This is a genomic window from Terrabacter sp. Soil810 (genome assembly GCF_001429645.1).
Classification (GTDB): domain Bacteria; phylum Actinomycetota; class Actinomycetes; order Actinomycetales; family Dermatophilaceae; genus Terrabacter.
Window position 1 is genome coordinate 1,071,600 of the sequence record NZ_LMSW01000011.1, and the last position, 22,629, is coordinate 1,094,228.

Annotated in this window: 23 protein-coding genes and 1 tRNA gene; 10 read left to right on the top strand and 14 right to left on the bottom strand. The window is 71.4% G+C overall.

Going from position 1 to position 22,629, the window contains the following annotated elements; all coding sequences use genetic code 11:
* Positions 1-104: 104 nt before the first annotated feature.
* The 5 genes from ASG96_RS10835 to ASG96_RS10855 all read right to left on the bottom strand — a co-directional run bounded on the left by ASG96_RS10835 (position 105) and on the right by ASG96_RS10855 (position 3,772).
* Entirely contained in the window at positions 105-524 is a 420-nt protein-coding gene (locus tag ASG96_RS10835) for a Fur family transcriptional regulator (RefSeq protein WP_056758606.1), read from the bottom strand.
* The gene (locus ASG96_RS10840) at positions 521-1,585 is read right to left on the bottom strand and encodes a metal ABC transporter permease (protein ID WP_056758604.1); all 1,065 of its coding nucleotides are present in this window, start codon (positions 1,583-1,585) and stop codon (positions 521-523) included. The genes ASG96_RS10835 and ASG96_RS10840 overlap by 4 nt, the downstream gene beginning before the upstream one ends.
* Entirely contained in the window at positions 1,582-2,427 is an 846-nt protein-coding gene (locus ASG96_RS10845) for a metal ABC transporter ATP-binding protein (protein ID WP_057587928.1), read from the bottom strand. Before ASG96_RS10845 ends, ASG96_RS10840 begins: the two co-directional genes overlap by 4 nt.
* Positions 2,424-3,419 (bottom strand): metal ABC transporter substrate-binding protein, encoded by a 996-nt coding sequence (locus tag ASG96_RS10850; RefSeq protein ID WP_057587929.1) that lies wholly within the window; start codon positions 3,417-3,419, stop codon positions 2,424-2,426. Before ASG96_RS10850 ends, ASG96_RS10845 begins: the two co-directional genes overlap by 4 nt.
* A gap of 62 nt (positions 3,420-3,481) precedes the next feature.
* The gene (locus tag ASG96_RS10855; protein WP_056758595.1) at positions 3,482-3,772 is read right to left on the bottom strand and encodes a DUF6703 family protein; all 291 of its coding nucleotides are present in this window, start codon (positions 3,770-3,772) and stop codon (positions 3,482-3,484) included.
* A gap of 78 nt (positions 3,773-3,850) precedes the next feature.
* On the opposite strand from ASG96_RS10855, the gene ASG96_RS10860 reads away from it, so the two are divergent.
* Positions 3,851-5,245 carry a glycine--tRNA ligase gene (locus ASG96_RS10860; protein WP_056758592.1) on the top strand — a complete coding sequence of 465 codons (1,395 nt, stop codon included), beginning with the start codon at positions 3,851-3,853 and terminating at the stop codon, positions 5,243-5,245.
* Between the two features lie 163 nt (positions 5,246-5,408).
* Positions 5,409-5,972, top strand: coding sequence for a HEAT repeat domain-containing protein (locus tag ASG96_RS10865; RefSeq protein WP_057587930.1), 564 nt, complete (start codon positions 5,409-5,411; stop codon positions 5,970-5,972).
* A 91-nt stretch (positions 5,973-6,063) separates the two neighbouring features.
* On the opposite strand, the gene ASG96_RS10870 is transcribed toward ASG96_RS10865, so the two are convergent.
* Positions 6,064-6,900 (bottom strand): sulfurtransferase, encoded by an 837-nt coding sequence (locus ASG96_RS10870; protein WP_057587931.1) that lies wholly within the window; start codon positions 6,898-6,900, stop codon positions 6,064-6,066.
* A 25-nt stretch (positions 6,901-6,925) separates the two neighbouring features.
* Here ASG96_RS10870 and ASG96_RS10875 point away from each other — a divergent pair, with 25 nt between their 5' ends.
* The gene (locus ASG96_RS10875) at positions 6,926-7,654 is read left to right on the top strand and encodes an alpha/beta fold hydrolase (protein ID WP_082591726.1); all 729 of its coding nucleotides are present in this window, start codon (positions 6,926-6,928) and stop codon (positions 7,652-7,654) included.
* A gap of 30 nt (positions 7,655-7,684) precedes the next feature.
* Positions 7,685-8,917: a tRNA dihydrouridine synthase DusB gene (dusB, locus tag ASG96_RS10880; protein ID WP_056758967.1), complete on the top strand. Its 1,233-nt coding sequence runs from the start codon at positions 7,685-7,687 to the stop codon at positions 8,915-8,917.
* 3 nt (positions 8,918-8,920) lie between these two features.
* On the opposite strand, the gene ASG96_RS10885 is transcribed toward dusB, so the two are convergent.
* Positions 8,921-9,625 carry a hypothetical protein gene (locus tag ASG96_RS10885; protein ID WP_057587933.1) on the bottom strand — a complete coding sequence of 235 codons (705 nt, stop codon included), beginning with the start codon at positions 9,623-9,625 and terminating at the stop codon, positions 8,921-8,923.
* A 44-nt stretch (positions 9,626-9,669) separates the two neighbouring features.
* On the opposite strand from ASG96_RS10885, the gene ASG96_RS10890 reads away from it, so the two are divergent.
* The gene (locus ASG96_RS10890; protein WP_056758577.1) at positions 9,670-10,308 is read left to right on the top strand and encodes a YdeI family protein; all 639 of its coding nucleotides are present in this window, start codon (positions 9,670-9,672) and stop codon (positions 10,306-10,308) included.
* A gap of 24 nt (positions 10,309-10,332) precedes the next feature.
* Here the strand turns inward: ASG96_RS10890 and ASG96_RS24480 are convergent, their stop codons facing one another.
* Positions 10,333-10,464, bottom strand: coding sequence for a hypothetical protein (locus tag ASG96_RS24480; protein ID WP_020142547.1), 132 nt, complete (start codon positions 10,462-10,464; stop codon positions 10,333-10,335).
* Positions 10,465-10,566: 102 nt separating this feature from the next.
* On the opposite strand from ASG96_RS24480, the gene ASG96_RS10895 reads away from it, so the two are divergent.
* The 4 genes from ASG96_RS10895 to ASG96_RS10910 all read left to right on the top strand — a co-directional run bounded on the left by ASG96_RS10895 (position 10,567) and on the right by ASG96_RS10910 (position 14,479).
* Positions 10,567-11,796, top strand: coding sequence for a deoxyguanosinetriphosphate triphosphohydrolase (locus ASG96_RS10895; RefSeq protein ID WP_057587934.1), 1,230 nt, complete (start codon positions 10,567-10,569; stop codon positions 11,794-11,796).
* Between the two features lie 51 nt (positions 11,797-11,847).
* Positions 11,848-13,782 carry a DNA primase gene (dnaG, locus tag ASG96_RS10900; protein ID WP_056758571.1) on the top strand — a complete coding sequence of 645 codons (1,935 nt, stop codon included), beginning with the start codon at positions 11,848-11,850 and terminating at the stop codon, positions 13,780-13,782.
* Positions 13,782-14,300, top strand: a complete 519-nt coding sequence (locus ASG96_RS10905; protein WP_057587935.1) for a hypothetical protein — start codon at positions 13,782-13,784, stop codon at positions 14,298-14,300. The genes dnaG and ASG96_RS10905 overlap by 1 nt, the downstream gene beginning before the upstream one ends.
* 106 nt (positions 14,301-14,406) lie before the next feature.
* A tRNA-Asn gene (locus ASG96_RS10910) sits at positions 14,407-14,479 on the top strand.
* Positions 14,480-14,548: 69 nt separating this feature from the next.
* On the opposite strand, the gene ASG96_RS10915 is transcribed toward ASG96_RS10910, so the two are convergent.
* The 5 genes from ASG96_RS10915 to ASG96_RS10935 all read right to left on the bottom strand — a co-directional run bounded on the left by ASG96_RS10915 (position 14,549) and on the right by ASG96_RS10935 (position 19,474).
* Complete coding sequence (locus tag ASG96_RS10915; protein WP_057587936.1) at positions 14,549-15,433, bottom strand: amino acid ABC transporter permease; 885 nt, start codon at positions 15,431-15,433, stop codon at positions 14,549-14,551.
* Positions 15,430-16,107: an amino acid ABC transporter permease gene (locus tag ASG96_RS10920; protein ID WP_056758562.1), complete on the bottom strand. Its 678-nt coding sequence runs from the start codon at positions 16,105-16,107 to the stop codon at positions 15,430-15,432. The genes ASG96_RS10915 and ASG96_RS10920 overlap by 4 nt, the downstream gene beginning before the upstream one ends.
* Before the next feature lie 119 nt (positions 16,108-16,226).
* Positions 16,227-17,060, bottom strand: coding sequence for a glutamate ABC transporter substrate-binding protein (locus ASG96_RS10925; protein WP_056758559.1), 834 nt, complete (start codon positions 17,058-17,060; stop codon positions 16,227-16,229).
* A gap of 91 nt (positions 17,061-17,151) precedes the next feature.
* Positions 17,152-17,880, bottom strand: a complete 729-nt coding sequence (locus tag ASG96_RS10930) for an amino acid ABC transporter ATP-binding protein (RefSeq protein WP_157610886.1) — start codon at positions 17,878-17,880, stop codon at positions 17,152-17,154.
* A gap of 232 nt (positions 17,881-18,112) precedes the next feature.
* Entirely contained in the window at positions 18,113-19,474 is a 1,362-nt protein-coding gene (locus tag ASG96_RS10935) for a M23 family metallopeptidase (RefSeq protein ID WP_157610783.1), read from the bottom strand.
* Between the two features lie 341 nt (positions 19,475-19,815).
* On the opposite strand from ASG96_RS10935, the gene ASG96_RS10940 reads away from it, so the two are divergent.
* Positions 19,816-20,625 carry a maleylpyruvate isomerase family mycothiol-dependent enzyme gene (locus tag ASG96_RS10940; RefSeq protein ID WP_057587938.1) on the top strand — a complete coding sequence of 270 codons (810 nt, stop codon included), beginning with the start codon at positions 19,816-19,818 and terminating at the stop codon, positions 20,623-20,625.
* 96 nt (positions 20,626-20,721) lie between these two features.
* On the opposite strand, the gene ASG96_RS10945 is transcribed toward ASG96_RS10940, so the two are convergent.
* On the bottom strand, positions 20,722-21,672 hold the full coding sequence (locus tag ASG96_RS10945) for a zinc metalloprotease (protein ID WP_057587939.1): 951 nt from the start codon (positions 21,670-21,672) through the stop codon (positions 20,722-20,724).
* Positions 21,673-22,629: the final 957 nt, after the last annotated feature.

The window sequence follows — 22,629 nt, forward strand, 5'->3', positions numbered from 1 at the left end:
CCGAACGCCGCGTTCGGTGCCGAACGCGCTGGTAGAGCACGGCGTTCGAGACCGAGCGCTGCGTTCGGTGCGGAGGGCCGGGCGTGGGGTCAGGGGGAGGGGGGTCAGGGGGCGGCGGCCGTGCAGTCGGCGCAGGTGCCGAAGATCTCGAGGGTGTGTGTGACGCCGCTGAAGCCGTGGTCGCGCGCCACCGTGTCGGCCCACCTCTCGACGGCCGGACCCTCGACCTCGACGGTGCGGCCGCAGGCGCGGCACACGAGGTGGTGGTGGTGGTGCGTCGAGCAGGCCCGGTAGACCGCCTCGCCGTCGTCGGTGCGCAGCACGTCCACCGTCCCGGCCTCGACCATCGACTGGAGCGTCCGGTAGACCGTGGCGAGGCCGACGCCCGCACCCGCGTCGCGCAGCCGCGCGTGCACCGTCTGGGCGGAGGTGAAGTCGTCGGAGCGTTCGAGCAGCTCGGCGACGGCGGCCTGCTGGCGGGTGGGCTTGCGAGAGGTCGCGGAGGTGTTGGTGCTGCTCGTCATGGTCTCGATCCTGTCGTCGGGCCGGGCGCCGTGCCGACCGAGGTGGACCCGTCGGCCCCCTCGGCCTGCGGGGTGGACCCCGCCGGATGGTCGTGGTGGACGCCGTGCTCGTCGTAGTGGCCCTCGTGCGCCGCGTGGAGGTGCCCGTCGTGGACGTAGTCGACGTGGTCGCCGTGCGTGACGGCCGGGTGCCCGCACTCGGCCCCGTGCTCGTGGGCGTGGGTCTCGGCGACGTCGTGCCTCCTGCTCCCGACCCTGGCCAGGACGGCAGTGACGACCGCGGTCACGACGAACAGCGCCACGGCGAGCAGCACGATGGTGCCCCCCGAGGGCGTGTCGAGCGGGTAGGACAGCGCCACGCCACCGACGGACGAGACGAGGCCGAACGCGATGGCCCAGCGCAGCCCGCCGCTGAACGACCTCGCGACGAGCTGGCTCGTAGCGTTCGGCACGATCATGAGCGCACTGATGAGCAGCAGCCCGACGACCCGCATGGCGACGACGACGGTCGTCGCCGTCAGCACGGCGAGCACGATGTTGAGCGGGAGGACGGGGAGCCCGACGGCGCGGGCGTACTCCTCGTCGTTGGCCACCGCGAAGAGACGGGGCCGCAGGGCCCAGGTGGTGACCGAGATGAGCAGGGCCAGGGCGGCGAAGACGTACAGATCGGTGCGCTGGGTGGTGAGGATCGACCCGAAGAGGTACTTCATGAGGTTCGCCGGGGTGCCGCTGGACGACTTGCTGATGATGACGACGCCTGCCGCGATGCCGCCGTAGAAGATGACGGCGAGGGCCACGTCGCCGTTGGTGCGGCCCCGGGCACGGAGCAGCTCGATGACGACGGCCGCGATGACCGCTGCCAGCAAGGCCGTGAGCACCGGTGCGGCGCCGGAGACGAGACCGATCGCGACGCCGGCGAGGGCGACGTGGCCCATGCCGTCGCCGATGAGCGAGAGCCGCCGCTGGACGAGGAAGATCCCGACCATCGGCGCGACGGTGCCCACGAGCAGCGCGGCGATGAGCGCCCGCTGCATGAAGTCGACGGAGAGCAGGTCGATCACGGTCGGCTCCCGTCGGTTCGGCTGACGTCGAGCGGGCCGTGGGCCAGCGAGGGGTGGTTCCCCTCGAGCTCGAGGTCGTGGTGGTGGCTGTCGTGGTCGTGGTGCACGCGGTCGCGCGCGGCGGCATACGCCTCGGGGGTCCCGTCGAAGCGGATGCGGCCGCCGTCGATGACGACGATGCGGGTGAGCAGCCGCTCGAGCGCTCCGAGCTCGTGCGTGACGATGACCATCGTGACGTCGCGCTCGACGAGGCGGTCGAGCACGTCGGCGAGCACGTGCTGGTTCGCGGCGTCGACCCCGGCGGTGGGCTCGTCCATGATCAGGACCTCCGGCTGCCCGGCGAGGGCGCGGGCGATGAGGACACGTCGCTGCTGGCCGCCCGAGAGCGTGCTCACCTCGGTGGCGGCGCGGTCGGCGAGGCCGACGACGTCGAGTGAGCGCGCCACGATCTGCCGGTCGGTGGCGCGCAGCCGTCCGAGCCAGCCGATGCGGGGGAGCCGTCCCGTCGCGACGATCTCCTCGGCGGTGGCCCGGACCGACGCCGAGAGCGTGTGCCGTTGGGGCACGTAGCCGAGGCGGGCCCGGTCGTGGAACTCACCACTGTCGATGCCGAAGAGCGTCACGGTGCCGGCGACCCGTTCGTTGAGGCCGAGCACGCCCTTCATCAGCGTCGACTTGCCCGACCCGTTGGGCCCGACGATCGCCACGATCTCGCCCTTCCGGATCGACAGGTCGACATCGCTGAGGACAGGGCCGTCGCCGTAGCCGAAGCTCGCGCCCCGCAGGGTCACGACCTCGTCCGTCGGCGTGGGTTCGAGGGGGAGCAGCGGTGCCGACCTCATGAGCACTCCTGACCGTCGCGCAGGGCAACGAGATTGCTCCGCATGACCTCGAAGTAGTCCGCGCCGACCGACGCGCTGGTGATCCCCTCGATGGGGTCGAGCGTCGCGACCTTCGCGCCCGTCGACTCCGCGACCGTCTGCGCGAAGTGCGGCTCGACGAGCGTCTCCTGGTAGATCGTGGTCACGCCGGCGGACCTCACGAGGTCACCGACCGCCTTGAGGGCTGTCGCGCTGGGCTCGGCCTCGGGCGAGACCCCGGTGATGCCGCGCTGCTCGAAGCCGTAGCGGGCTGCCAGGTAGCCGAAGGCGGCGTGGCTGGTGACCAGCTCCTTGACGCGGCACTGCTGCAGGCCCACCCGCATCTCTTCGTCGAGCGCGGACAGCTTCTCCACGAAGATCGCGGTGTTCTTCGCGTAGACCGGGGCGTTCGCGGGGTCGTCCTTGGACAGTCGCGCGCTGATCGCCTGCGCGACAGCGGCGTAGCGCGAGGGGTCGAGCCAGAAGTGGGGGTCGTCGGCGCCGTGGTCGTGCCCGTCGTGCCCGTCGTGCCCGTCGGCGGTGTCGTGCTGCTCGGTCTCGGTGCCCGACTCGCCGGCGTGGTCGCTGTCGTCGGTCGACGCGGGTACGAGCTTCGCGACGTCGGCGACGTCGAGCACCTTCGTGGGGTCGACGAGCACGACGGCCTCGTCGACCGCAGGCTGGAAGCCGTCGGCGTAGACGACGAGGCGTGCCTTGGTCAGGCCGCCGATGTCCTGCGGTGCCAGCTCGAGGTCGTGGGGTTCGGCGCCCGGTTTCGTCAGGACGGTGACCGGGAGCGCTCCGCCCGTGATCTGTTGCGTGGCGAACTGGATGGGGTAGAACGACGTGACGACCGCCCCGGCGGCTGAGCCGGACCCGGAGTCCGAACCGCTCCCGCACGCGGCCGTCGTGAGCGCCAGGGCTGTCGCGGCGACGACGGCGGACAGGACACGGCGCGGGGGAGGGGCGGGCATGAGCCCATCCTTCCCATGGTGAGAATGATTGTCAAAACCGTTCTCGGGTTCTTGGCCCTGGGTCAGCCGGCGGGGACGATCCTGACCACCGCGACGGCCACGGCGAGGACGAGCACCGCGGTGCGCATCAGGCGTTCGGGCATGGTCAGACGCTGCCAGGTGAGGAAGAGCAGCCAGCCGACGAAGGCCGCGACGACGAGGAACGCGATGCCCCCCCACGGCCGCGGCGCGAGGATGCCGACCGCGAGCAGGACGACGAGGGCGCCGAGCGCTAGGGGGCGCGGGACGGCGTTGAGCCGCTCCACCCACGGGTAGGAGGCGTGCTCGAGACGGGAACGGAAGCTCAGGGCCACGTCACGAGCCTAGGGGACGTGGCGGCCTACCCCGGACGCGTGGCAAAGCAGTGGCACCGGCCCGATAACCTGTCCCGCATGGCCAAGCAGACATCCATCGTGGACACCGTCGTCAGCCTCTGCAAGCGCAGGGGCTTCGTCTTCCCGAGCGGTGACATCTACGGAGGCACGAGGTCTGCGTGGGACTACGGCCCCCTCGGCGTCGAGCTCAAGGAGAACATCCGCCGCCAGTGGTGGAAGTCCATGGTCACGAGCCGCGACGACGTCGTCGGCCTCGACTCCTCGATCATCCTCCCGCGCGAGACGTGGGTCGCCTCGGGCCACGTCGGCACCTTCACCGACCCGCTCGTCGAGTGCCTCAGCTGCCACCGCCGTCGCCGCCAGGACCACCTCCAGGAGGCGCTCGCCGAGAAGAAGGGCATCGAGGACCCCGACTCGATCCCGATGTCCGACATCGTGTGCCCGGACTGCGGCACCAAGGGCCAGTGGACCGAGCCGCGCGAGTTCAACATGATGCTCAAGACCTACCTCGGCGTCATCGAGGACGAGTCGGGCCTGCACTACCTGCGCCCCGAGACGGCCCAGGGCATCTTCGTCAACTTCAACAACGTCATGCAGGCCTCGCGCAAGAAGCCGCCGTTCGGTATCGCCCAGACGGGCAAGAGCTTCCGCAACGAGATCACGCCGGGCAACTTCATCTTCCGCACGCGCGAGTTCGAGCAGATGGAGATGGAGTTCTTCGTCAAGCCGGGCGAGGACGACGAGTGGCTCCAGTACTGGCTCGAGGAGCGCACCCGCTGGTACGTCGACCTCGGCATCAACCCCGACAACCTGCGCCACTACGAGCACTCGCCGGAGAAGCTCTCGCACTACTCGAAGCGCACCGTCGACATCGAGTACCGCTTCAACTTCGCCGGTTCCGAGTGGGGCGAGCTCGAGGGCATCGCCAACCGCACCGACTTCGACCTGTCTACGCACTCGAAGCACTCGGGCACCGACCTGCTCTACTTCGACCAGCAGACGGGCGAGAAGTACACCCCCTACGTCATCGAGCCGGCGGCCGGCCTGTCGCGCTCGCTCATGACGTTCCTCGTCGACGCCTACCACGAGGACGAGGCGCCCAACACCAAGGGCGGCGTGGACAAGCGCGTCGTGCTGCGGCTCGACCCGCGCCTGGCGCCGGTCAAGGCCGCCGTCCTCCCGCTGTCGCGCAACGCCGACCTCTCGCCGAAGGCCCGCGACCTCGCCGCGCAGCTGCGTCGTCACTGGAACATCGACTTCGACGACGCCGGCGCCATCGGCAAGCGCTATCGCCGCCACGACGAGATCGGCACGCCGTTCTGCATCACGGTCGACTTCGACACGCTCGAGGACCACGCCGTGACGATCCGCGAGCGCGACTCGATGGCGCAGGAGCGCATCGCGCTCGACCAGGTCGAGGGCTACCTCGCCCAGCGCCTCGTCGGCTGCTGACGCGCAGGCAGCACCGCCGCTCACGTATGCCGTCCGCCCACCCGGGCGGGCGGCATCCGTGCGCCCGTGGTGCCGTGCCGGCAGCGGGGTCGGTCGGTGAGGCCCGCCGCGGTCCGGCCCGTCCCGGGCGCGGGACGTCCGGGATCGGCGGCATACTGCCCGCATGGTCGAGACCGAGGTGCTGCGCGCGACGCCGGGCGACCGGGCGCGGGCGGCGGCCGACGCGCTCGGCGACGAGGTGCTGACCTCGTGGTGCACCGACCTGCTCGCCGGGCGTGCGACCTGGGGCGACCCCGACCTGCCCGACATCGGCTGGGTCGGCGGCCAGGCCGTGTCCGGATGGGGCTCGCCCGACCACCTCGACGACGCCACCCGCTACTGGTCCCGGGTGTGGGCCGCCCGCACCCTGCTCTACGTCTGGTCCGAGCAGTGCGGTCCGGATGTCGTTGCAGGACTGGGTGATCCGGCATGGCGGGTCCGCGAGATGTGTGCCAAGGTGGCGGCCCGCTGGGAGGTCGGCCCTGCAGCCGAGCCCTGCGCAGGCCTCGTGACGACCGACGACGTGCCGAGGGTCCGGGCCGCGGCCTCGCGGGTGCTCGGCGCCGTGGGGGAGGCCGAGCACGCCGACGCCCTGCACGAGGCCGTGGACGACCCGGACGAGTCCGTGCGCGTCGCGGCCGCTCGGGCACTCACCACCCTCGAGCGCCGCCTCGACCGCGACCTCTGACCCCGGCAACACACCGAGTAGGTCACAACTCGCCGGGATCCGATCGCGCTGAGTTGTGACCTACTCGGTGTGTTGCGGGGTGGGGAGGCGCTCAGCCGGGGAAGTGGCCGGTCGCGACCGGGCGTGCGGGGTCGCGGATCCACTCGCTCCACGATCCCGGGTAGAGCACCGTGTCGACCCCGAGCTCGGCGAGCGCGAGCATCTCGTGGGCCGCGGTCACTCCCGAGCCGCAGTAGACACCGACGCCGTCGCCTCCCTCGTGACCGGCGCGAACCCGCTCCCAGTGCTCGGCCAGGTCGCGCCGGAACGTGCCGTCGGCCGTGACCCAGGCGGTCGTGGGGCTGTTGACCGCTCCGGGCACGTGGCCGGCGACGGGGTCGATGGGCTCGGTCTCGCCGGCATAGCGCTCGGGCGCACGCGCGTCGAGGAGCAGCCCGTCGCGCGCCAGTGCTGCCGCACCGGAGGCGTCGAGCGTCGGCAGGTGCCCGGGCCGCACCTGCATGTCGCCGTGCCGGTCGGCGGGCTCCTCGGTCGAGACCGGCAGCCCCGCTGCCAGCCACGCGGCATACCCGCCGTCGAGCACCCGGACGTCGGCGACGCCGACCCAGCGCAGCACCCACCAGGCCCGCGCGGCGGCATACGACTCCTTGCCGTCGTGGACGACGACGCGGCTGTGCTCGGAGACGCCGGCCCGGCGCAGGAGGGCCTCGACCACGGCGGGGTCGGGCAGCGGGTGGCGTCCGCCGTCGCCGGGCGGCGCCGCCAGCTCGGTGTCGAGGTCGACGAAGAACGCGCCGGGCACGTGGCCGGCGTCGTAGTCCGCCCGCCCTGCAGGCGTGTTCGCCGTCGTCAGTGCCCAGCGCACGTCGAGCACGACGACGTCCTCGATCTCGTGGGCGAGCTCGGTGGCGGTGATGAGGTGGGTCACCGGGCCATCGTGGCATCCTCACCGTGTGCGTGCTCACCTGGTCCTCGTGCACGGGTCGCGCCTGTCGAGCGCCCAGTGGGCGCCGCAGGTGCCGCTCCTGCGTGACCACGTCGACCTGACGCTCGTGGACCTGCCCGGGCACGGGGAGCGCGTCCACGAGCCGTTCACGCTGGACCGCTGCGTCGAGGTCATCGGGGCGGCCGTCGGTGCCGTCCCCGCCGGCACCCCGGCCGTGGTCGTCGGCCACTCGCTCGGCGGCTACGCCGCGATGGCGTATGCCGCTGCCCGCCCCGACACGCTCGACGGGCTCGTCCTCGCCGGGGCCAGCGCGGTCCCCACGGGACCCGGAGCCGCGGTCTACCGGGGCGTCGCGGCGCTGACCGACCGGCTCGGCGCGGAGCGGATGACGCGGGTCAACGACCGCGTCCTGCACCGCCTCTACCCGGCCGAACGCATCGACCCGGTCATCGCCGGCGGCTACTACTTCGCGCCGACGGCGGCCGCGTGGCGCGAGGTCATGGCGCGCTGCCGGCCCTCGATGCTCGAGCACGTGCGCTGCCCGGTGCTGCTGCTCAACGGCCGGTTCGACCAGCTGCGGATCGGTGCCCGCGCCTACCTGCGAGCCTGCCCGAGTGCCCGGGAGGAGATCGTGCGCCGGGCCGGCCACCTGTCCGGGCTCGACCAGCCGGAGGCGTTCGCCGACGCCCTGCTCCGCTTCGCGCGGACCGTCGTCGATTCGGCTCCGCGCGCCTGATCGGGGACAATCGAGCCCGTGACCGACGTGATGAGCCCCGCGACGCAGGCCGGTGAGGCCGCCCGCGCAGAGACGACGGGCGCCGTGCTGCCCCCGCTGCGCATCGGCCGCCACGTCATCGAGTCGCCGGTGGTCCTCGCGCCGATGGCCGGCATCACGAACCGCGCCTTCCGCCGCCTCTGCCGCGAGTACGGCAACGAGGGCCGGGCCCTCGAGGGCGCGAGCGGCGCCACGAGTCTCTACGTCAGCGAGATGATCACCTCGCGCGCGCTCGTCGAGCGGACGCCCGAGTCGATGCGCCTGATCGAGCACGACCCGGACGAGAACCCGCGCTCGATCCAGCTCTACAGCGTCGACCCCGCCACCGCGCGGGCAGCTGCCCGGATGCTCGTCACCGAGGACCGGGCCGACCACATCGACCTCAACTTCGGCTGCCCCGTGCCCAAGGTCACCCGCAAGGGCGGCGGCTCGGCGCTGCCGTGGAAGAAAGACCTCTTCAAGGCCATCGTCGGCGCCGTCGTCGAGGAGGGCGCCAAGCGCGACATCCCCGTCACCGTCAAGATGCGCAAGGGGATCGACGACGTCCACCTCACCTTCCTCGACGCCGGCCTCACCGCCGAGGCCGAGGGGGTCGCCGCGGTCGCCCTGCACGGCCGTACCGCCGCGCAGGCCTACTCGGGCACCGCCGACTGGAGCGCCATCCGGATGCTCAAGGAGACCGTGACGAGCATCCCCGTCCTCGGCAACGGCGACATCTGGTCGGCCGAGGACGCCCTGCGCATGGTCCGCGAGACCGGGTGCGACGGCGTGGTCGTGGGTCGCGGCTGCCTCGGGCGCCCGTGGCTGTTCACCGACCTCGCCGCGGCCTTCGCCGGCACCCCGGCGCGGGTGACCCCGACGCTCGGCGAGGTCGCCGACACGCTGCGGACGCACACGGCATACCTCTGCGACTTCTACGGCGAGGAGGAGCGCGCCTGCCGCGACATCCGCAAGCACATCGCCTGGTACCTCAAGGGATTTCCGGCCGGGTCGACGATCCGCAACTCGCTCGCGCTCGTCGACTCCATGGCGGCCCTCGACGACCTCCTCGCCACCCTCGACCCCGACGTGCCGTGGCCCGGCGAGGCCGCTGAGGGCCAGCGCGGGCGCGCGGGGTCCTCGCGCACCGTGGCGCTGCCCGACCGCTGGCTCGAGTCGCGCGAGCTGTCCGAGGAGCACCGGCGGACCATCGCCGAGGCCGAGCTGTCGGTCAGCGGCGGCTGAGGGTCACTTCAGCCAGACGCTGAGCGGGCCGATCCGCTCGCAGCCCGCCGCGACCGCCGCTGCGACGCTCGCTCCGGCCTCCCAGCCCACGAGGGGTAGGCCGTCCGCGACGTCGCGGGCGGCAGCCGCGGCCGCGCTCCACGCGCGCTCCACGTCGCCGTCGAGCGTGAAGACGTTGCCGAGGCCGGCGACCTCCCCCGTCACGTTGACGATCGCCCCGGCGACGACGGGCGACTGCGGGTCCTCGGTCGCGCGCTGCGCGAGGAACGCGACCCCGGGCTCCTCGAGGAGTGACGGGCGCAGGATCGCCTCGGCGTCCGGGTCGCTCGCCCAGGCCCGCACCCAGACCGCCATCTCGTGGGGCGTCGTGAGGCGCTGCCAGGTGGGTGCAGGAGCGGGCGCGATCGGCACCGACGGGTCGAGCCACACCCACTCGCCGACGACGATCCGGGCGAAGTCCTCCGTCGACAGGTCGAGCCGCGACCACGAGTCCTTGACCGAGCAGCCGTCCGAGTCGTCCACGCGGGCGAGGACGTCGTACTCACCGGCCTCCGGCGAGAGCGTCACGGCGTCCGGGTAGTAGGGCGGGGTGCGCGTCGACGCGGTCCAGGCAACGGAGTCGGTGGTGCACACGACGCCGTGCGAGCGGGCCACGGCGTCGCACCAGAGGGCGTTGTTGCGGGCGGCGAGCAGGATCCGGTCGGTCACGGCACGATCCTCCCAGCGTCGGTGGCCGATGGCAGGATCGGGGTATGCGACAGGGCGGATCGGCCGAGCGGCCCGCGACCTTCTTCGACGACGCCGACGACTTCCGCGCGTGGCTCGATGCCCACCACGAGAGCGCCACCGAGCTCTGGATGGGCCTCAACAAGAAGCACGTCGAGCCCCGCGGCCTCCAGTGGGCCGAGGCCGTGCGCGAGGCCCTCTGCTTCGGCTGGATCGACTCCATGGCGCAACGCATCGACGAGGACGCCGTGCGCCAGCGGTGGACCCCGCGCAAGCGGGGCAGCAACTGGAGCACGGTCAACATCAACGCCGTCGCCGAGCTGACGGCGGCCGGGCGCATGCGTCCGGCCGGGCTCGCTGCGTTCGCCAGGCGGCGTGAGGACCGCTCGGGCGTCTACGCCTACGAGAACCGCGACCTGACCTGGTCCGACGACTATGAGGCGATGCTGCGGGCCCACCCTCAGGCCTCGGCCTTCTGGGACGGGGCGACGCCCTCCTACCGCAAGGTCGCCACGAACTGGGTGCTGACGGCCAAGCAGGAGGCGACGCGCGACAAGCGCATGGCCGAGCTCGTCGAGGACTGCGCCAACCTGCGCCTCATCAAGACGCAGCGCTACGGCACCGAGCCGGCCTGGGTGCGGCGCATGCAGGCCGAGCTCGGCTGAGCCGTCGTCAGGCTCGGGTGGCGGTCAGCGCTTGGCCTTGGGCGGGATGATCTCGGTGTGGTCCTTGGCGGCGGACTTCGCGTGCTTGTCGGCACGCTTCTCCTTGAGCGATCTGGCCTTCGTGGACATGTGGGACTTCGGTGACTTGTCGCCCATGGCGCGCTCCTGTGGTTGGAAGCCTGAGCGGCTCCATCCCTGAAGTATGCGCCCCGGGTGCGGCGCCCGGGCCGTTGCCGTCACCCCGCATAGAGTTCCGGTGTGGGCTATCAGGGTCGGGACCGGGAGCGATGGGTCGCAGAGGACCCTGCCCAGAAGCGCGCCGACCGCGACGACTTCGCCCGAGACCGCGCTCGGGTCGTGCACTCGTCGTCGTTGCGCCGCCTCGCCGCCAAGACGCAGGTGCTCGCGCCGGGTCACGACGACTTCGTCCGCAACCGCCTGACCCACTCCCTCGAGGTGGCGCAGATCGGACGGGAGTTCGGTGCCGCCCTCGGCTGCAACGCCGACGTCGTCGACACCGCGTGCCTCGCCCACGACCTCGGCCACCCGCCGTTCGGCCACAACGGTGAGACCGTCCTCGACGAGATCGCCTCGGGCATCGGCGGTTTCGAGGGCAACGCGCAGACGCTGCGCCTGCTCACGAGGCTCGAGGCCAAGCGCGCCCACGCCGACGGCCGGTCCGCCGGCCTCAACCTGACCCGTGCGAGCCTCGACGCGACGACGAAGTACCCGTGGGAGATCGGCGACGGGCCCTACGAGACGAGGAAGTTCGGCGTCTACCCCTCCGACCTGCCCGTCTTCGACTGGATCCGCGAGGGCGCCCGGCCCCGCCGACGGTGCCTCGAGGCCGAGGTCATGGACTGGTCCGACGACGTGGCCTACTCCGTCCACGACGTCGAGGACGCCATCGCCTCGGGCTGGATCGACCCCCGGCTGCTCCACTCGCGCGACATGGCTGACGTCATCGACGTCGCGGGCCGCACCTACGCGCCCGACCTCGGTGCCGACGCGCTCGGTGCCGCGCTGGAACGCATCCTCGCCTCGGGAGCGGTGCCCACGGCATACGACGGCTCGCGGGGCGACCTGGCGCGGCTCAAGGACATGACGAGCCGGCTCATCGGGCACTTCGTCCTCGTCGTCGAGCAGGCCACGCGCGAGCGGCACGGGCCGGGCGAGCTGTGCCGCTTCGAGGCCGACCTCGTCGTCCCCGACGACACCCGCGCCGAGTGCTCGGTGCTCAAGGCGATCGCCAACCACTTCGTCATGACCACCGACGAGCGGCTCTCGGTCATGTCGGGGCAGCGCGACGTCGTGCGCGCCGTCGTCGAGGCGTATGCCGCCGCGCCCGAGGAGCGCCTCGACGTGGCCTTCCGCCTCGACCACGAGGCAGCCGCCGACGACGGGGAGCGGCTGCGGGTGGTCGTCGACCAGGTGGCCTCCCTGACCGACGTGCGCGCCCTCGCCCTCCACAGCCAGTGGTGCCGGTGACGGGCAGCTCGTGGGCGAGCACCTAGAATCACGGATGGCGACAGGAGGCAGATGGCGGGGCTGATCAACAGCGAGGACATCGCGGCGGTCAAGGCGCGGTCGTCCATCGAGGACGTCGTGCGCGAGCACGTGACGCTCCGCTCCGCGGGTCCGGGGTCGCTCAAGGGCCTGTGTCCCTTCCACGACGAGAAGACGCCGTCCTTCAACATCCGCCCTGCCGTGGGCGCGTGGCACTGCTTCGGCTGCGGCGAGGGCGGCGACGTCATCTCGTTCGTCCAGAAGGTCGACCACCTCAGCTTCTCCGAGGCCGTCGAGCGGCTCGCGCAGAAGCTGGGCATGGAGCTGCGCTACGAGAACGGCGACCGGCCGCGCGAGGAGGGGCTCGGTCGCCGCAGCCGCCTCGTCGAGGCCCACCGCGTGGCCGAGGAGTACTACACCGAGCTGCTGTTGGCACCGGGTGGTCCGGCCCGGCAGGCGCGGGACTTCCTCCGCGCCCGCGACTTCAACAGCGAGCACGTCAAGATGTTCGGCATCGGGTTCGCGCCGCGCGGGGGAGAGGACCTCGTGCGCCACCTGCGTGCCAAGGGCTTCACCGACGACGAGCTCGTCACCGGCGGCATCGCCGGCCGGGGCTCGCGCGGGCTCTACGACCGCTTCCGCGGGCGCCTCGTCTGGCCGATCCGCGACATCACCGGCGACACCGTCGGCTTCGGGGCCCGCCGCATCTTCGACGACGACCGCATCGAGGCGAAGTACCTCAACACGTCCGAGACGCCGATCTACAAGAAGTCGACCGTGCTCTACGGCCTCGACCTCGCGAAGAAGAAGATCTCGCAGGGGCGTCAGGCCGTCGTCGTCGAGGGCTACACCGACGTCATGGCCTGTCACCTCGCCGGCGTCGAGACCGCCGTCGCCACGTGCGGCACGGCCTTCGGGGCCGACCACATCAAGACGCTGCGTCGGCTCATGCGTGACGAGGCCGGCCTCGCACCCGCCAAGGTGATCTTCACCTTCGACGGTGACGCCGCCGGTCAGAAGGCCGCCATGCGAGCCTTCGCCGACGACGAGAAGTGGACCTCCCAGTCGTTCGTCGCCGTCGAGAAGTCGGGCAAGGACCCGTGCGAGCTGCGCCAGGCCGGGGGAGACCCCGCCGTGCAGGCGCTCATCGAGGACGCGGTGCCGATGTTCGAGTTCGCCGTGCGCACGACGATCAAGCGCTTCGACGTCGCGACCGCCGAGGGGCGCATCCAGGCGGTCCGGGCCGTGGCGCCGATCATCGCCTCGATCCGCGACCAGTCGCTCCGGCCGGAGTACACCCGTGAGGTCTCCGGCATGCTCGGGCTCGATGTCGAGCAGGTCGCGACCGAGGTGTCCCGCGCCGGCAAGATCAAGGTCGACGAGGACGCCCGGACGGACCGCGCCGACCGCAACGGGCGCGACCGTGGCGACGACGCCGAACCGCACGTCGGTGACGCTGGAGGCATGCCGGTGCCAGACCGGCGCGACCCGGTCGTCCACGCCGAGCGGCAGCTGCTCCAGGTCCTGCTCCAGTTCCCGACGGTGTTCAAGTCCGGCGCCATCGACCTGCTGACACCCGAGGCCTTCTCGGCGCCCGCCCACCGCGCGGTCTTCGACGGCATCCGCATCGCCCACCACAGCGGCGACAAGGGCAACGCCCGGGCCTGGACCTCGGCCGTCACCGAGGCCGCGCCGTCGCCCGTCGCCGGTCTCGTCAGCGAGCTCGCCGTCGACACCCTGCCGACGCGGATGGACGCCTCGACCGGCTTACCGACCTCCCGCTACGTCGACGAGCTCTTCGACCGGGTGCGCACCATCGCCCTGACGCGCCAGATCGCCGACTCGATGAGCGAGATGCGCCGGCTCGACCACGCCGAGACGCCGTCGCCCGAACGCACGCGCGAGCTCGGCATCCAGCTGCAGACGCTCCAGCGGGAGCTCGCGGCGATCAAGGCGGGGATGGGCTGATGGCACTCTTCGAGCGGCGGCGCCGACCGGCGCTGCCCGACGACGTCCGCGCGGCGGTCCCGCTCGACGGCGGCGAGCAGGTGCTCGCCTGGGCCCGGGACGAGACCAGCGGGGCGCACGTCGTCGCGACGACCCACCACCTCGCCCTCGTCGACGCAGGGGGCGGCCTCGTCTGGAACCGCCCGTGGCACGAGGCCGAGTCCGGCACGTGGCAGGGCGAGTCCTCCCTGCTCACCGTCACGTGGGTCGACCGCGGGGTGCCTTCCGGCTGGCGCCTGACGGAGCCCTCGCTGCTCCAGCAGGCCCTGCGCGAACGGCTCCAGGCGAGCGTCGTGCTCGCCGACGAGTTCCGCACCGCCGGGCGCCGCACGGTGCGCGTCGTGATCCGCCAGGACCTTGCCAGCGGAGCCCTGCTGGAGCAGACGATCCCGGGCAAGGGCGCCGACCTCGGCGACCCGCAGGTGGCTCGCGAAGCCGCCCAGCGGATGGCCCGGCTGCGCTCCGAGGTGGGGCTCTGACGGGTCCCCGCACGGCGTCCCGCAGGCTCGTTGGGACCTCGCCAGCGACCCGTTGAACCCGATTTCTCGACGGCGCTGATGCTTTGCTATGGTTGCGCAGCAGCATTCCCCTGTAGCTCAATTGGCAGAGCAGCCGGCTGTTAACCGGCAGGTTATTGGTTCGAGTCCAATCGGGGGAGCACCGAGCAGAAGGGCCCCGACACCACTGGTGTCGGGGCCCTTCTCGTATGCCGTGTCGTCGGCTCGCGTCAGCGGCTCGGGGTCCCGACGGCATCGGCACCGACCACGCCGGTGGCCGGTGCGCCCTTGCGAGGACCGCGGCCGCGGCGGCTGAGACGACGCTCCACCCGTCCGGCCACCACGGTCAGGCTGTAGTTGATCAGGATGAAGATGATCGCGACGAAGATGTAGGCCGGGATCGTGTTGCTGTAGCCGGTGCCGATGTCGCGGGCGGCCTGGAGCAGCTCGGGGTAGAGCACCGCCGTGCCGAGCGCGGTGTCCTTGAGGATCACGACGAGCTGCCCGACGAGTGCCGGCAGCATCGCGGTGAGGGCCTGCGGCAGCTGGATCGACCGCATCACCTGGGGCGGGGTGAGGCCGATGGACACGCCCGCCTCGGCCTGGCCCATCGGCAGGCTGAACACACCCGACCGGACCAGCTCGGCGATCACCGAGCCGTTGTAGAGCGTCAGGGCGGTCACGACGGCCGCGAGCGGGTTGATCTCGCTCGTGAAGACGCCGTTGGTCGAGAAGTAGGAGTACGTGAAGTACATCATCAGCAGCACGGGCACGGACCGGAAGAACTCCACGATGACGCCACACACCCAGCGCAGCGTGCGGTGCTGTGACAGTCGGCCCATGCCGAAGACGAGCCCGAAGGCCATGGCGAGGACGATGGAGATCGCGGCGGCCTCGAGCGTCTTGATCAGTCCCGGGATGATGTACTGCGTCCACACATCGGCGCTGAACAGCACGGTCCACATCTCGGGTTCCAGCTGGCCCTGGGCCTTGAACTTCCAGAGCACGGCGCCGATGGTGGCGACGGCGAGCAGCACGCCGAAGAGGGTGAGGATCGCGTGCCGCCGTCGGGCGCGGGGCCCGGGGGCGTCGAAGAGAACGGACTCGGCACTCATCGCTTCACCGCCAGACGGCGCGAGAGCGAGGTGAAGAACACGCCGACGGGAAGCGTGAGGACGACGAAGCCGAGCGCGAAGACGAGGAAGACCGTGACGCTCGCCGTCTCGTTCTCGATGATCTCGCTCATCAGCAGCGAGGCCTCCGCGACGCCGATGACGGAGGCGACGGTCGTGTTCTTGGTCAGGGCGATGAGCACCGAGCCCAGTGGGGCGATGGACCCGCGGAAGGCCTGCGGGAGGATGACCTCGCGCAGGCTCTGGCCGAAGGTGAGACCGATCGAGCGGGCAGCCTCGGCCTGGCCCAGCGGAACGGTGTTGACGCCGCTGCGCAGTGCCTCGCAGACGAAGGCCGCGTGGTAGACCGCCAGCGCGACGATGGCCCACCGGATGCCGTTGTCCACGAGCGCCGTCGGTGAGTTCACGTCGGTCAGGCTGATCTGCAGGATGTAGTACGGGCCGGCGATGGAGAAGAAGACGAGCAACGTCAGCGGGGTGTTGCGCACCGTGTTGACGTAGAACGAGCCCAGACGTCTCAGGATCGCCACCGGCGACACCCGCATCACCGCGAGAACGGTGCCGATGACGAGAGCGCCGATCGCCGAGAAGAAGGCGAGCCTGATGGTCATCCAGAACGCGCCGAGGATGTCGTACTTCTCGATGATGTCGAGCACGACGCTCCTTTCCGCTGTCGAGTCAGTGGGTCAGGGGTTCACGGGTCGGAGTCCGGACCCCCGCCGAGGGCGGGCCGCGCACCGTGTGGTGAGCGACCCGCCCTCGAGGTGGGAGTCGGTCAGGAGCACGCAGCCGGCGTGGGCGGGTTGCCCGCGCCGGGCTTGTAGTTGGCCGGGCCGAGGTTGGCGTCGATGGCCTTCTGCAGGGAGCCGTCGCTCTGCATCTTCTTGATCGCGTCCGTGATCTTCTGGCAGAGGGCCGTGTCGCCCTTCTTGAGGCCGATCCCGTAGTTCTCCGTCGAGAACGGCTTGCCGACGAGCTTGAACTTGCCCTTGTTCTCGGGCTGGGCCGCGAAGCCGGCGAGGATCGCGTCGTCGGTCGTCAGGGCGTCGACGCCGCCGGTGGCGAGAGCGGGCAGGCACTCGGAGTACGTCCCGAACTCCTGCAGCTGCACCGTCTGGGCGAACTTGTCCTTGACCTTCTGGGCCGAGGTCGAGCCCTTGACCGAGCAGAGCTTCTTGCCGTTGAGGCTGTCCGGACCGGTGATCGAGGTGTCGTCGGCGCGGACGAGGAGGTCCTGGCCTGCGACGAAGTACGGGCCGGCGAAGGAGACCTTCTCCTTGCGCGCGTCGGTGATGGAGTACGTCGCCACGATGAACTTCACCTGACCGGTGGAGATGAGGTCCTCGCGCTGGGCGCTGGGCGCCTGCACCCAGGTGATCTTGTCCTCCGAGGTGCCGAGCTCCTTGGCGACGTACTTGGCGACGTCGACGTCCATGCCGGAGTACTCGGTGCCCTTCTTGAGGCCGAGGCCGGGCTGGTCGAACTTGATGCCGATCTTGAGCGCGTCGCCGCTGCCGGCGTCGCCCCCGCTGGTGCCGGAGCCACACGCGGCGAGCGTGAGCGCCAACGTCGCAGCCGCCGCAACGGCTCCGAGTCGTCGTGCCTTCATCTGGGTTCCTCCCTGAGTGGTTGCTCGCGGCACACGGTGCTGCGTGCCGCGCCCTGTCGCTAGGTCCGGTGGGTCTTGTGGGTCCCGGGTGTCAGTGCGTGAGGATCTTGCCGAGGAAGTCCTTGGCGCGGTCGCTCTTCGGGTTGGTGAAGAACTCCTGGGGCGTGCCGACCTCGACGATCTGCCCGTCGGCCATGAAGACGACGCGGTCGGCCGCCTTGCGGGCGAAGCCCATCTCGTGGGTCACGACGATCATCGTCATGCCCTCCTTGGCGAGGCCGACCATGACGTCGAGGACCTCGTTGACCATCTCGGGGTCGAGGGCCGAGGTGGGCTCGTCGAAGAGCATGACCTTCGGGCCCATGGCGAGCGAGCGCGCGATCGCGACGCGCTGCTGCTGGCCGCCGGAGAGCTGGGCGGGGTACTTGTCGGCCTGGGCCTCGACGCCGACGCGCTTGAGCAGGTCGGTCGCCTGCTTGTCGGCGTCGGCCTTGGACTTCTTGCGGACCTTGATCGGTCCGAGCGTCACGTTGTCGCGGATCGTCTTGTGCGCGAAGAGGTTGAAGGACTGGAAGACCATCCCGACGTCGGCGCGCAGCTGCGCGAGCGGCTTGCCCTCCTCGGGCAGGGCCTTGCCGTCGATCGAGATGGTGCCCGACTCGATGGTCTCGAGACGGTTGATGGCGCGGCAGAGTGTCGACTTGCCCGAGCCGGACGGTCCGAGGACGACGACCACCTCGCCCTTGCCGACGGTGAGGTTGATGTCGCGCAGCACGTGCAGGTCGCCGAAGTGCTTGTTGACGCCGTCGATGACGACCATGGGGTCACGAGGCGTGTCCGGGGTCCGATCACTCGGCGCCGCGGTGTCGGGTTTCACGTCGTCCATTCCGGAAACCTATCGGCTCCGGGGACCGGGAGGCACCCTCCGCGCCGAGCGTGCCCGAATCGTGAGGAGTGTCGTCGAACGAGGCAGACCCGATCTTCCGCCCGAGAACGGACAGGTCAGGCCGCACCGTGCGGTGGGGCCTGACACCAGCGTCCGAGCGTCGGGCTCAGGCGCCGCCCTCTGCTGCGGTCGTCGTCGAGGCCGTCGGCTCGCTCGAGGAGGTGTCGGTCGCCGACGCGATGGCGGTCGCGACCTCGGTCGCCGTCTTGAGCACCTCGGTGGCCGTGGCCGTGGCCGTCGCGGTCGGCGTGGGGTCGGCCGCGACCGGCGCGGCCGCCTCGCTCGTCGTGGACGGCGCCTCGGACGTCGGTGCGGGCGGGTCGCTCGTCGTGGCGGGCGGCGGGTCGCTCGTGGTGGCGGGTGGCGGGTCGCTCGTGGTGGCGGGTGGCGGGTCGCTCGTCGTGGTCGTCGACGGGGCGGAGGTCGTCGGCGGCACGGTGGTGGACGGCGAGCTCGTGGTCGTCGTCGGCGAGGGCTTGGTGCTCGTCGGGCTCGACGTCGTCGTCGAGCTGGGAGCGCTCGTCGTCGTCGACGGGCGGCTCGTCGTCGGCGTGCCCGTGGAGGTGCTGGGCTGCGTCGTCGTCGGCTGCGTCGGCGTGGACGTCGGCGGACGGCCACCGGTGCTCGTCTGGGTCGACGACGTCTCGGTCGCCTCGGGGATCGGCACGTCACCGTCCTCGACGGTGCGGATGACGCGGCCACCCTGGTCGAACACCAGGTGCGGGACGACGGCATACGGCACGGAGGCGGTGGCCGACGGGGCGAACCCCAGGTAGGGCGCGGGGTCGACGTAGCGGTCGTTGACGATGACGTCGAAGTGCAGGTGGCAGCCGGTCGACCATCCGGTCGTGCCGCTGAGGCCGATGACCTGGCCCTGCTTGACGTGCTGGCCCTCGGTGACAAGGAACTTCGACTGGTGACCGTAGGCCGTCTTCAGCGTCGGGGTGTGCTCGATGATCGTGCGCCCGCCCCACGACGCCGACACCCGGGCGTAGATGACCGTGCCGTCGGCGGCCGCGTGGATCGGGGTCCCGCAGGCGGCGGCGAGGTCGATGCCCGTGTGGAACATCGGACGGCCGAGCAGCGGGTGGATGCGCGGTCCGAACGGCGAGGTCTCGCCACCGGGCACCGGGTGGATGAAGAGGGGTCGGCCGATGATGGGGGCCGCGATGGCCTGGGCCGTGGCCGGCGCAAGGCTGATCGCGGGGAACATGAAGAGGCCGCCTCCGATGGCGGCCGAGAACGCCGAGTCGACCGGGGCCAGGGCGGCCGTGGGCGCTCCGACGACCGATCCGCGCATCTCCTGGCGGGCCTGCCCGACGGCGGCGACGGCGTCCTTCACCGCAGCGGGGGAGCCGGCCGCCAGCACGACCGAGGCGGTCGGGGTCTGGGGGGTGCTCCCCCCGAGGAACGGAAGCAAGGCGAACAACAGCAGCATGGTCGCGAAGGGCACCAACCGACCGCTCATCCTGATGTTCAGGACGAACGGACCGCTTCGCTCATTGGCGTCTGTCACCGTCAAGCCACCCCCTCGAGGCACACCTGCTGTCACCATCGACACTCTCCCGACGGGCGAACCGCCGCAACCGGAAGGCCCCCACGAACGCCCCCACGTCCTGACCGGCCGGTCCTGACCACCATAGGTCGACCGGTTGCGCATGGGGCGGTTCCCGGGAAAACCGGTCGAGAATCGGTGACGTATGTGACTGATGGGGACAATGTCCGTCTCTCGCGGGGCGATCGGGAATCGGGAATCCCCTCGGTTGGTTGGCGCTGGAGACCGTACCCCGAAGAGGAGATGGAGCCAGCATGACCCCGCAGGCAACCTGGATCGACGCCGTCCGAACGTCCCACGAGAGGCTCAGGGGAGTCCTCGACCGGGTCGAGCCGCAACGCTACGAGAGCAGTGCCTACCCCTCCGACTGGAGCATCGCCCAGGTCGCGTCGCACCTCGGCAGCCAGGCCGAGATCTTCGGCCTCTTCCTCGACGCGGGCCTCGCGGACGGGGTCGCACCCGACGGCGACGCCTTCAAGGCCGTCTGGGCCCGGTGGGACGCCATGGCTCCGGCCGACCAGGTCGCCGAGAGCGTCGCGGCCAACGACCGCTTCGTCGCCAGGCTGGAGGAGGTCGCCTCCTCCGGTGCGCCGTTCGAGTTCGAGCTCTTCGGCGGGCCGTCCGACCTCTCGGGCGTCGCCGCAGCCCGGCTCGCCGAGCACGCCGTTCACACGTGGGACGTCGAGGTCGTCCTCGACCCGGCTGCCACGGTCGGACCCGAGGCCGTCGACCTGCTCGTGGACCGCCTGCCGGGCACGGTCGCCTTCGCGGGCCGTCCGCCGGCGGACGCCGGGCCGACCTCGGTGGTCGTCGGGACCCGCGGGACCGAGCGCCGCTTCCGACTGGACGTCGATGCCGACGCCGTCCGCCTCCAGCCCGTGGAGACCGAGGCAGCGGCCGAGGCAGCCGGCTCCGGCGCTGGCACGGACGCGGCTGACGTCGTCCTGCCCGCGGAGTCGCTCGTCCGCCTCGTCTACGGGCGGCTCGACGCCGAGCACACCCCTGAAGGCGTCGCCGGCGCCGAGCACCTGCCCGCGCTGCGCCGGGTGTTCCCCGGCTTCTGACCGACGGGACGCGGTGGAGCCCGCCGGCCACGGGACCGGCGGGCTCCGACGTCCGCAGCACACGGCATACGCCCTGAGTGGGTGGCCGAGTCGCCGTCAGGACGTCGGGATCCTGCGGAAGGCGACCCAGGCGTCGTTCATCCGCTCGACCTGGCCCCGCGTGAACATGTCCATGCAGGAGTCCTGCGTGTAGTCCATGAAGTTGTGGATGGGGTCGGCGCCCGGTGCGGTGCACGTGTCGGCTCCTGTCGGGCAGTCGAACTGCGGCACGGCCTCACGGGGCGTGTCCGCCACGAAGTCGCCGCTCGCCGAGCAGCCGCCCTTGAAGGTGTGCTCGAGCATGAGCCAGTGACCGACCTCGTGCGTCAGGGTGTCGCCCTGGGCGTACTTGCCGGCCGTGCCACCCGGCATCGACTCGTCGAGCATGACGACACCGTCGATGAAGTCGCGACCGTTGTTGTAGCCCTTGGGGAAGTAGGACCAGCCGAGCAGGCCGCCGCCGATGTTGGCCGAGTAGACGTTGAGCGTCTCGGAGTTGCCGGTGTAGAGCGCCTTCTTCATGTCGCGCTCGGTCTTCCCGGGCGTCACGGTGTACCACCGCGCGTTGACCGTGTAGTCGATCCTGGTCAGGGAGAACCGGAACGGGGAGTTCGCGGCGTCGGGCGCCGTCCGCCCGCTGTAGGAGTCGTTGAGGACGGTCATCTGGGCCGCGATGAGCCGCTCCCAGCGTGCCTTCTCGGTCGTCGAGAGCGTGTGGTCCGAGACGACGTGGAAGACCGTGGGGATGTGGACGCTGCCGTTCGGCATCCGCGGAGCGTCCTTGATGACGCCGTATGCGTTGGCCTCGTTGGTGGAGTAGAGCTCGGGCTCCTTGGCCGTGCTCCCGGCGCGGACGCGCGCGAGGTCGGGCGCCGTCGCGCACGCGGCCGTGCCGGGTGACGGACGGGTCGGAGCGGCACTGACCGTGGCGCTCGAGGAGCCGACGGCGACGACGCTGAACGCGGCGGCGGCGACGGCCATCCAGCGCAGGGTGGGCTTGCGTGGCATTCGTGATCTCCCAGATGTGGTGGCCCGGAGCGTGCAGTCCTCGGAACCTACTCGCGCCGTGGCGGCCACGGGGCCTTGGCACCTGACGATCCGTGACCCCTCGAACGATGGTCCTCGGGGCCTTCGACGACGGATCCCGTCGCACCCCTTGCGCCAATCTTGCGGAAACCACGGCATTTGGGGGGTTTCGAACTTGCAGTCCGCAGGGCACAGTGGTCGTTGTGGGGGAGGAAGGCCGACCGGACCGTGGGGGGACAGGTCGGAGCGTGACCGGCGGGAGAGCCGGTTGGGGTGAGGACGGGGCGGGTTCTGCCGGGGGAGTCGGCGGGACCCGCCCCGATCGCCGTCCCCGGCGACGGGTGCTGTCGCGCCACAGCGGGCGAGGCGGGCGAGACCCGACGGGCTCGGGGGCCGGTCGTCGTCCCGGGGTGCCGTATCTGTGCCGTTTGCTCGCAGGGTGCGCGCCCGCGGGGGACACTGGACCCATGGTCGCGCAGGCCCCTTCTCGGGAGGAGGGTCGGCGCGGACCAGCGGACGGCGAGACCCCAGTGGTCGACGAGCACGTGGCCCTACTCCCACCCCAGGGTCCCGTGCCGACCCCTCAGCGCCGTTCGGGTGCCGACCGGCCCGTGCGGGCCACTCGGTGCAGGACTGGCCGGCGGTGGTCGCACCCCGCCGGTCAGTCCCTGCCGCGCCGGGTCAAACCCGCAACCACTCAGCCGGCCCAAGCGGAAAATTCATACCGTGGTTCACCCGCTGATCATCGCCCCCGGCCTGGTCGCCGACCTCGATAGCGGGTTGCGGACCAGGCCGTCCGCCGGCCCGCCGGCCCGCCGGCCCGCCGGCGCGCCACCCGCACCTTGCCGCCGCGGGGCTGGTCGCGCCCGGGATGGCGGCGGCGCGCTCGGCCTTACCCGCCAACCAGCGGTCGACGTCGTGGATGGCGCTCAGCGGGGG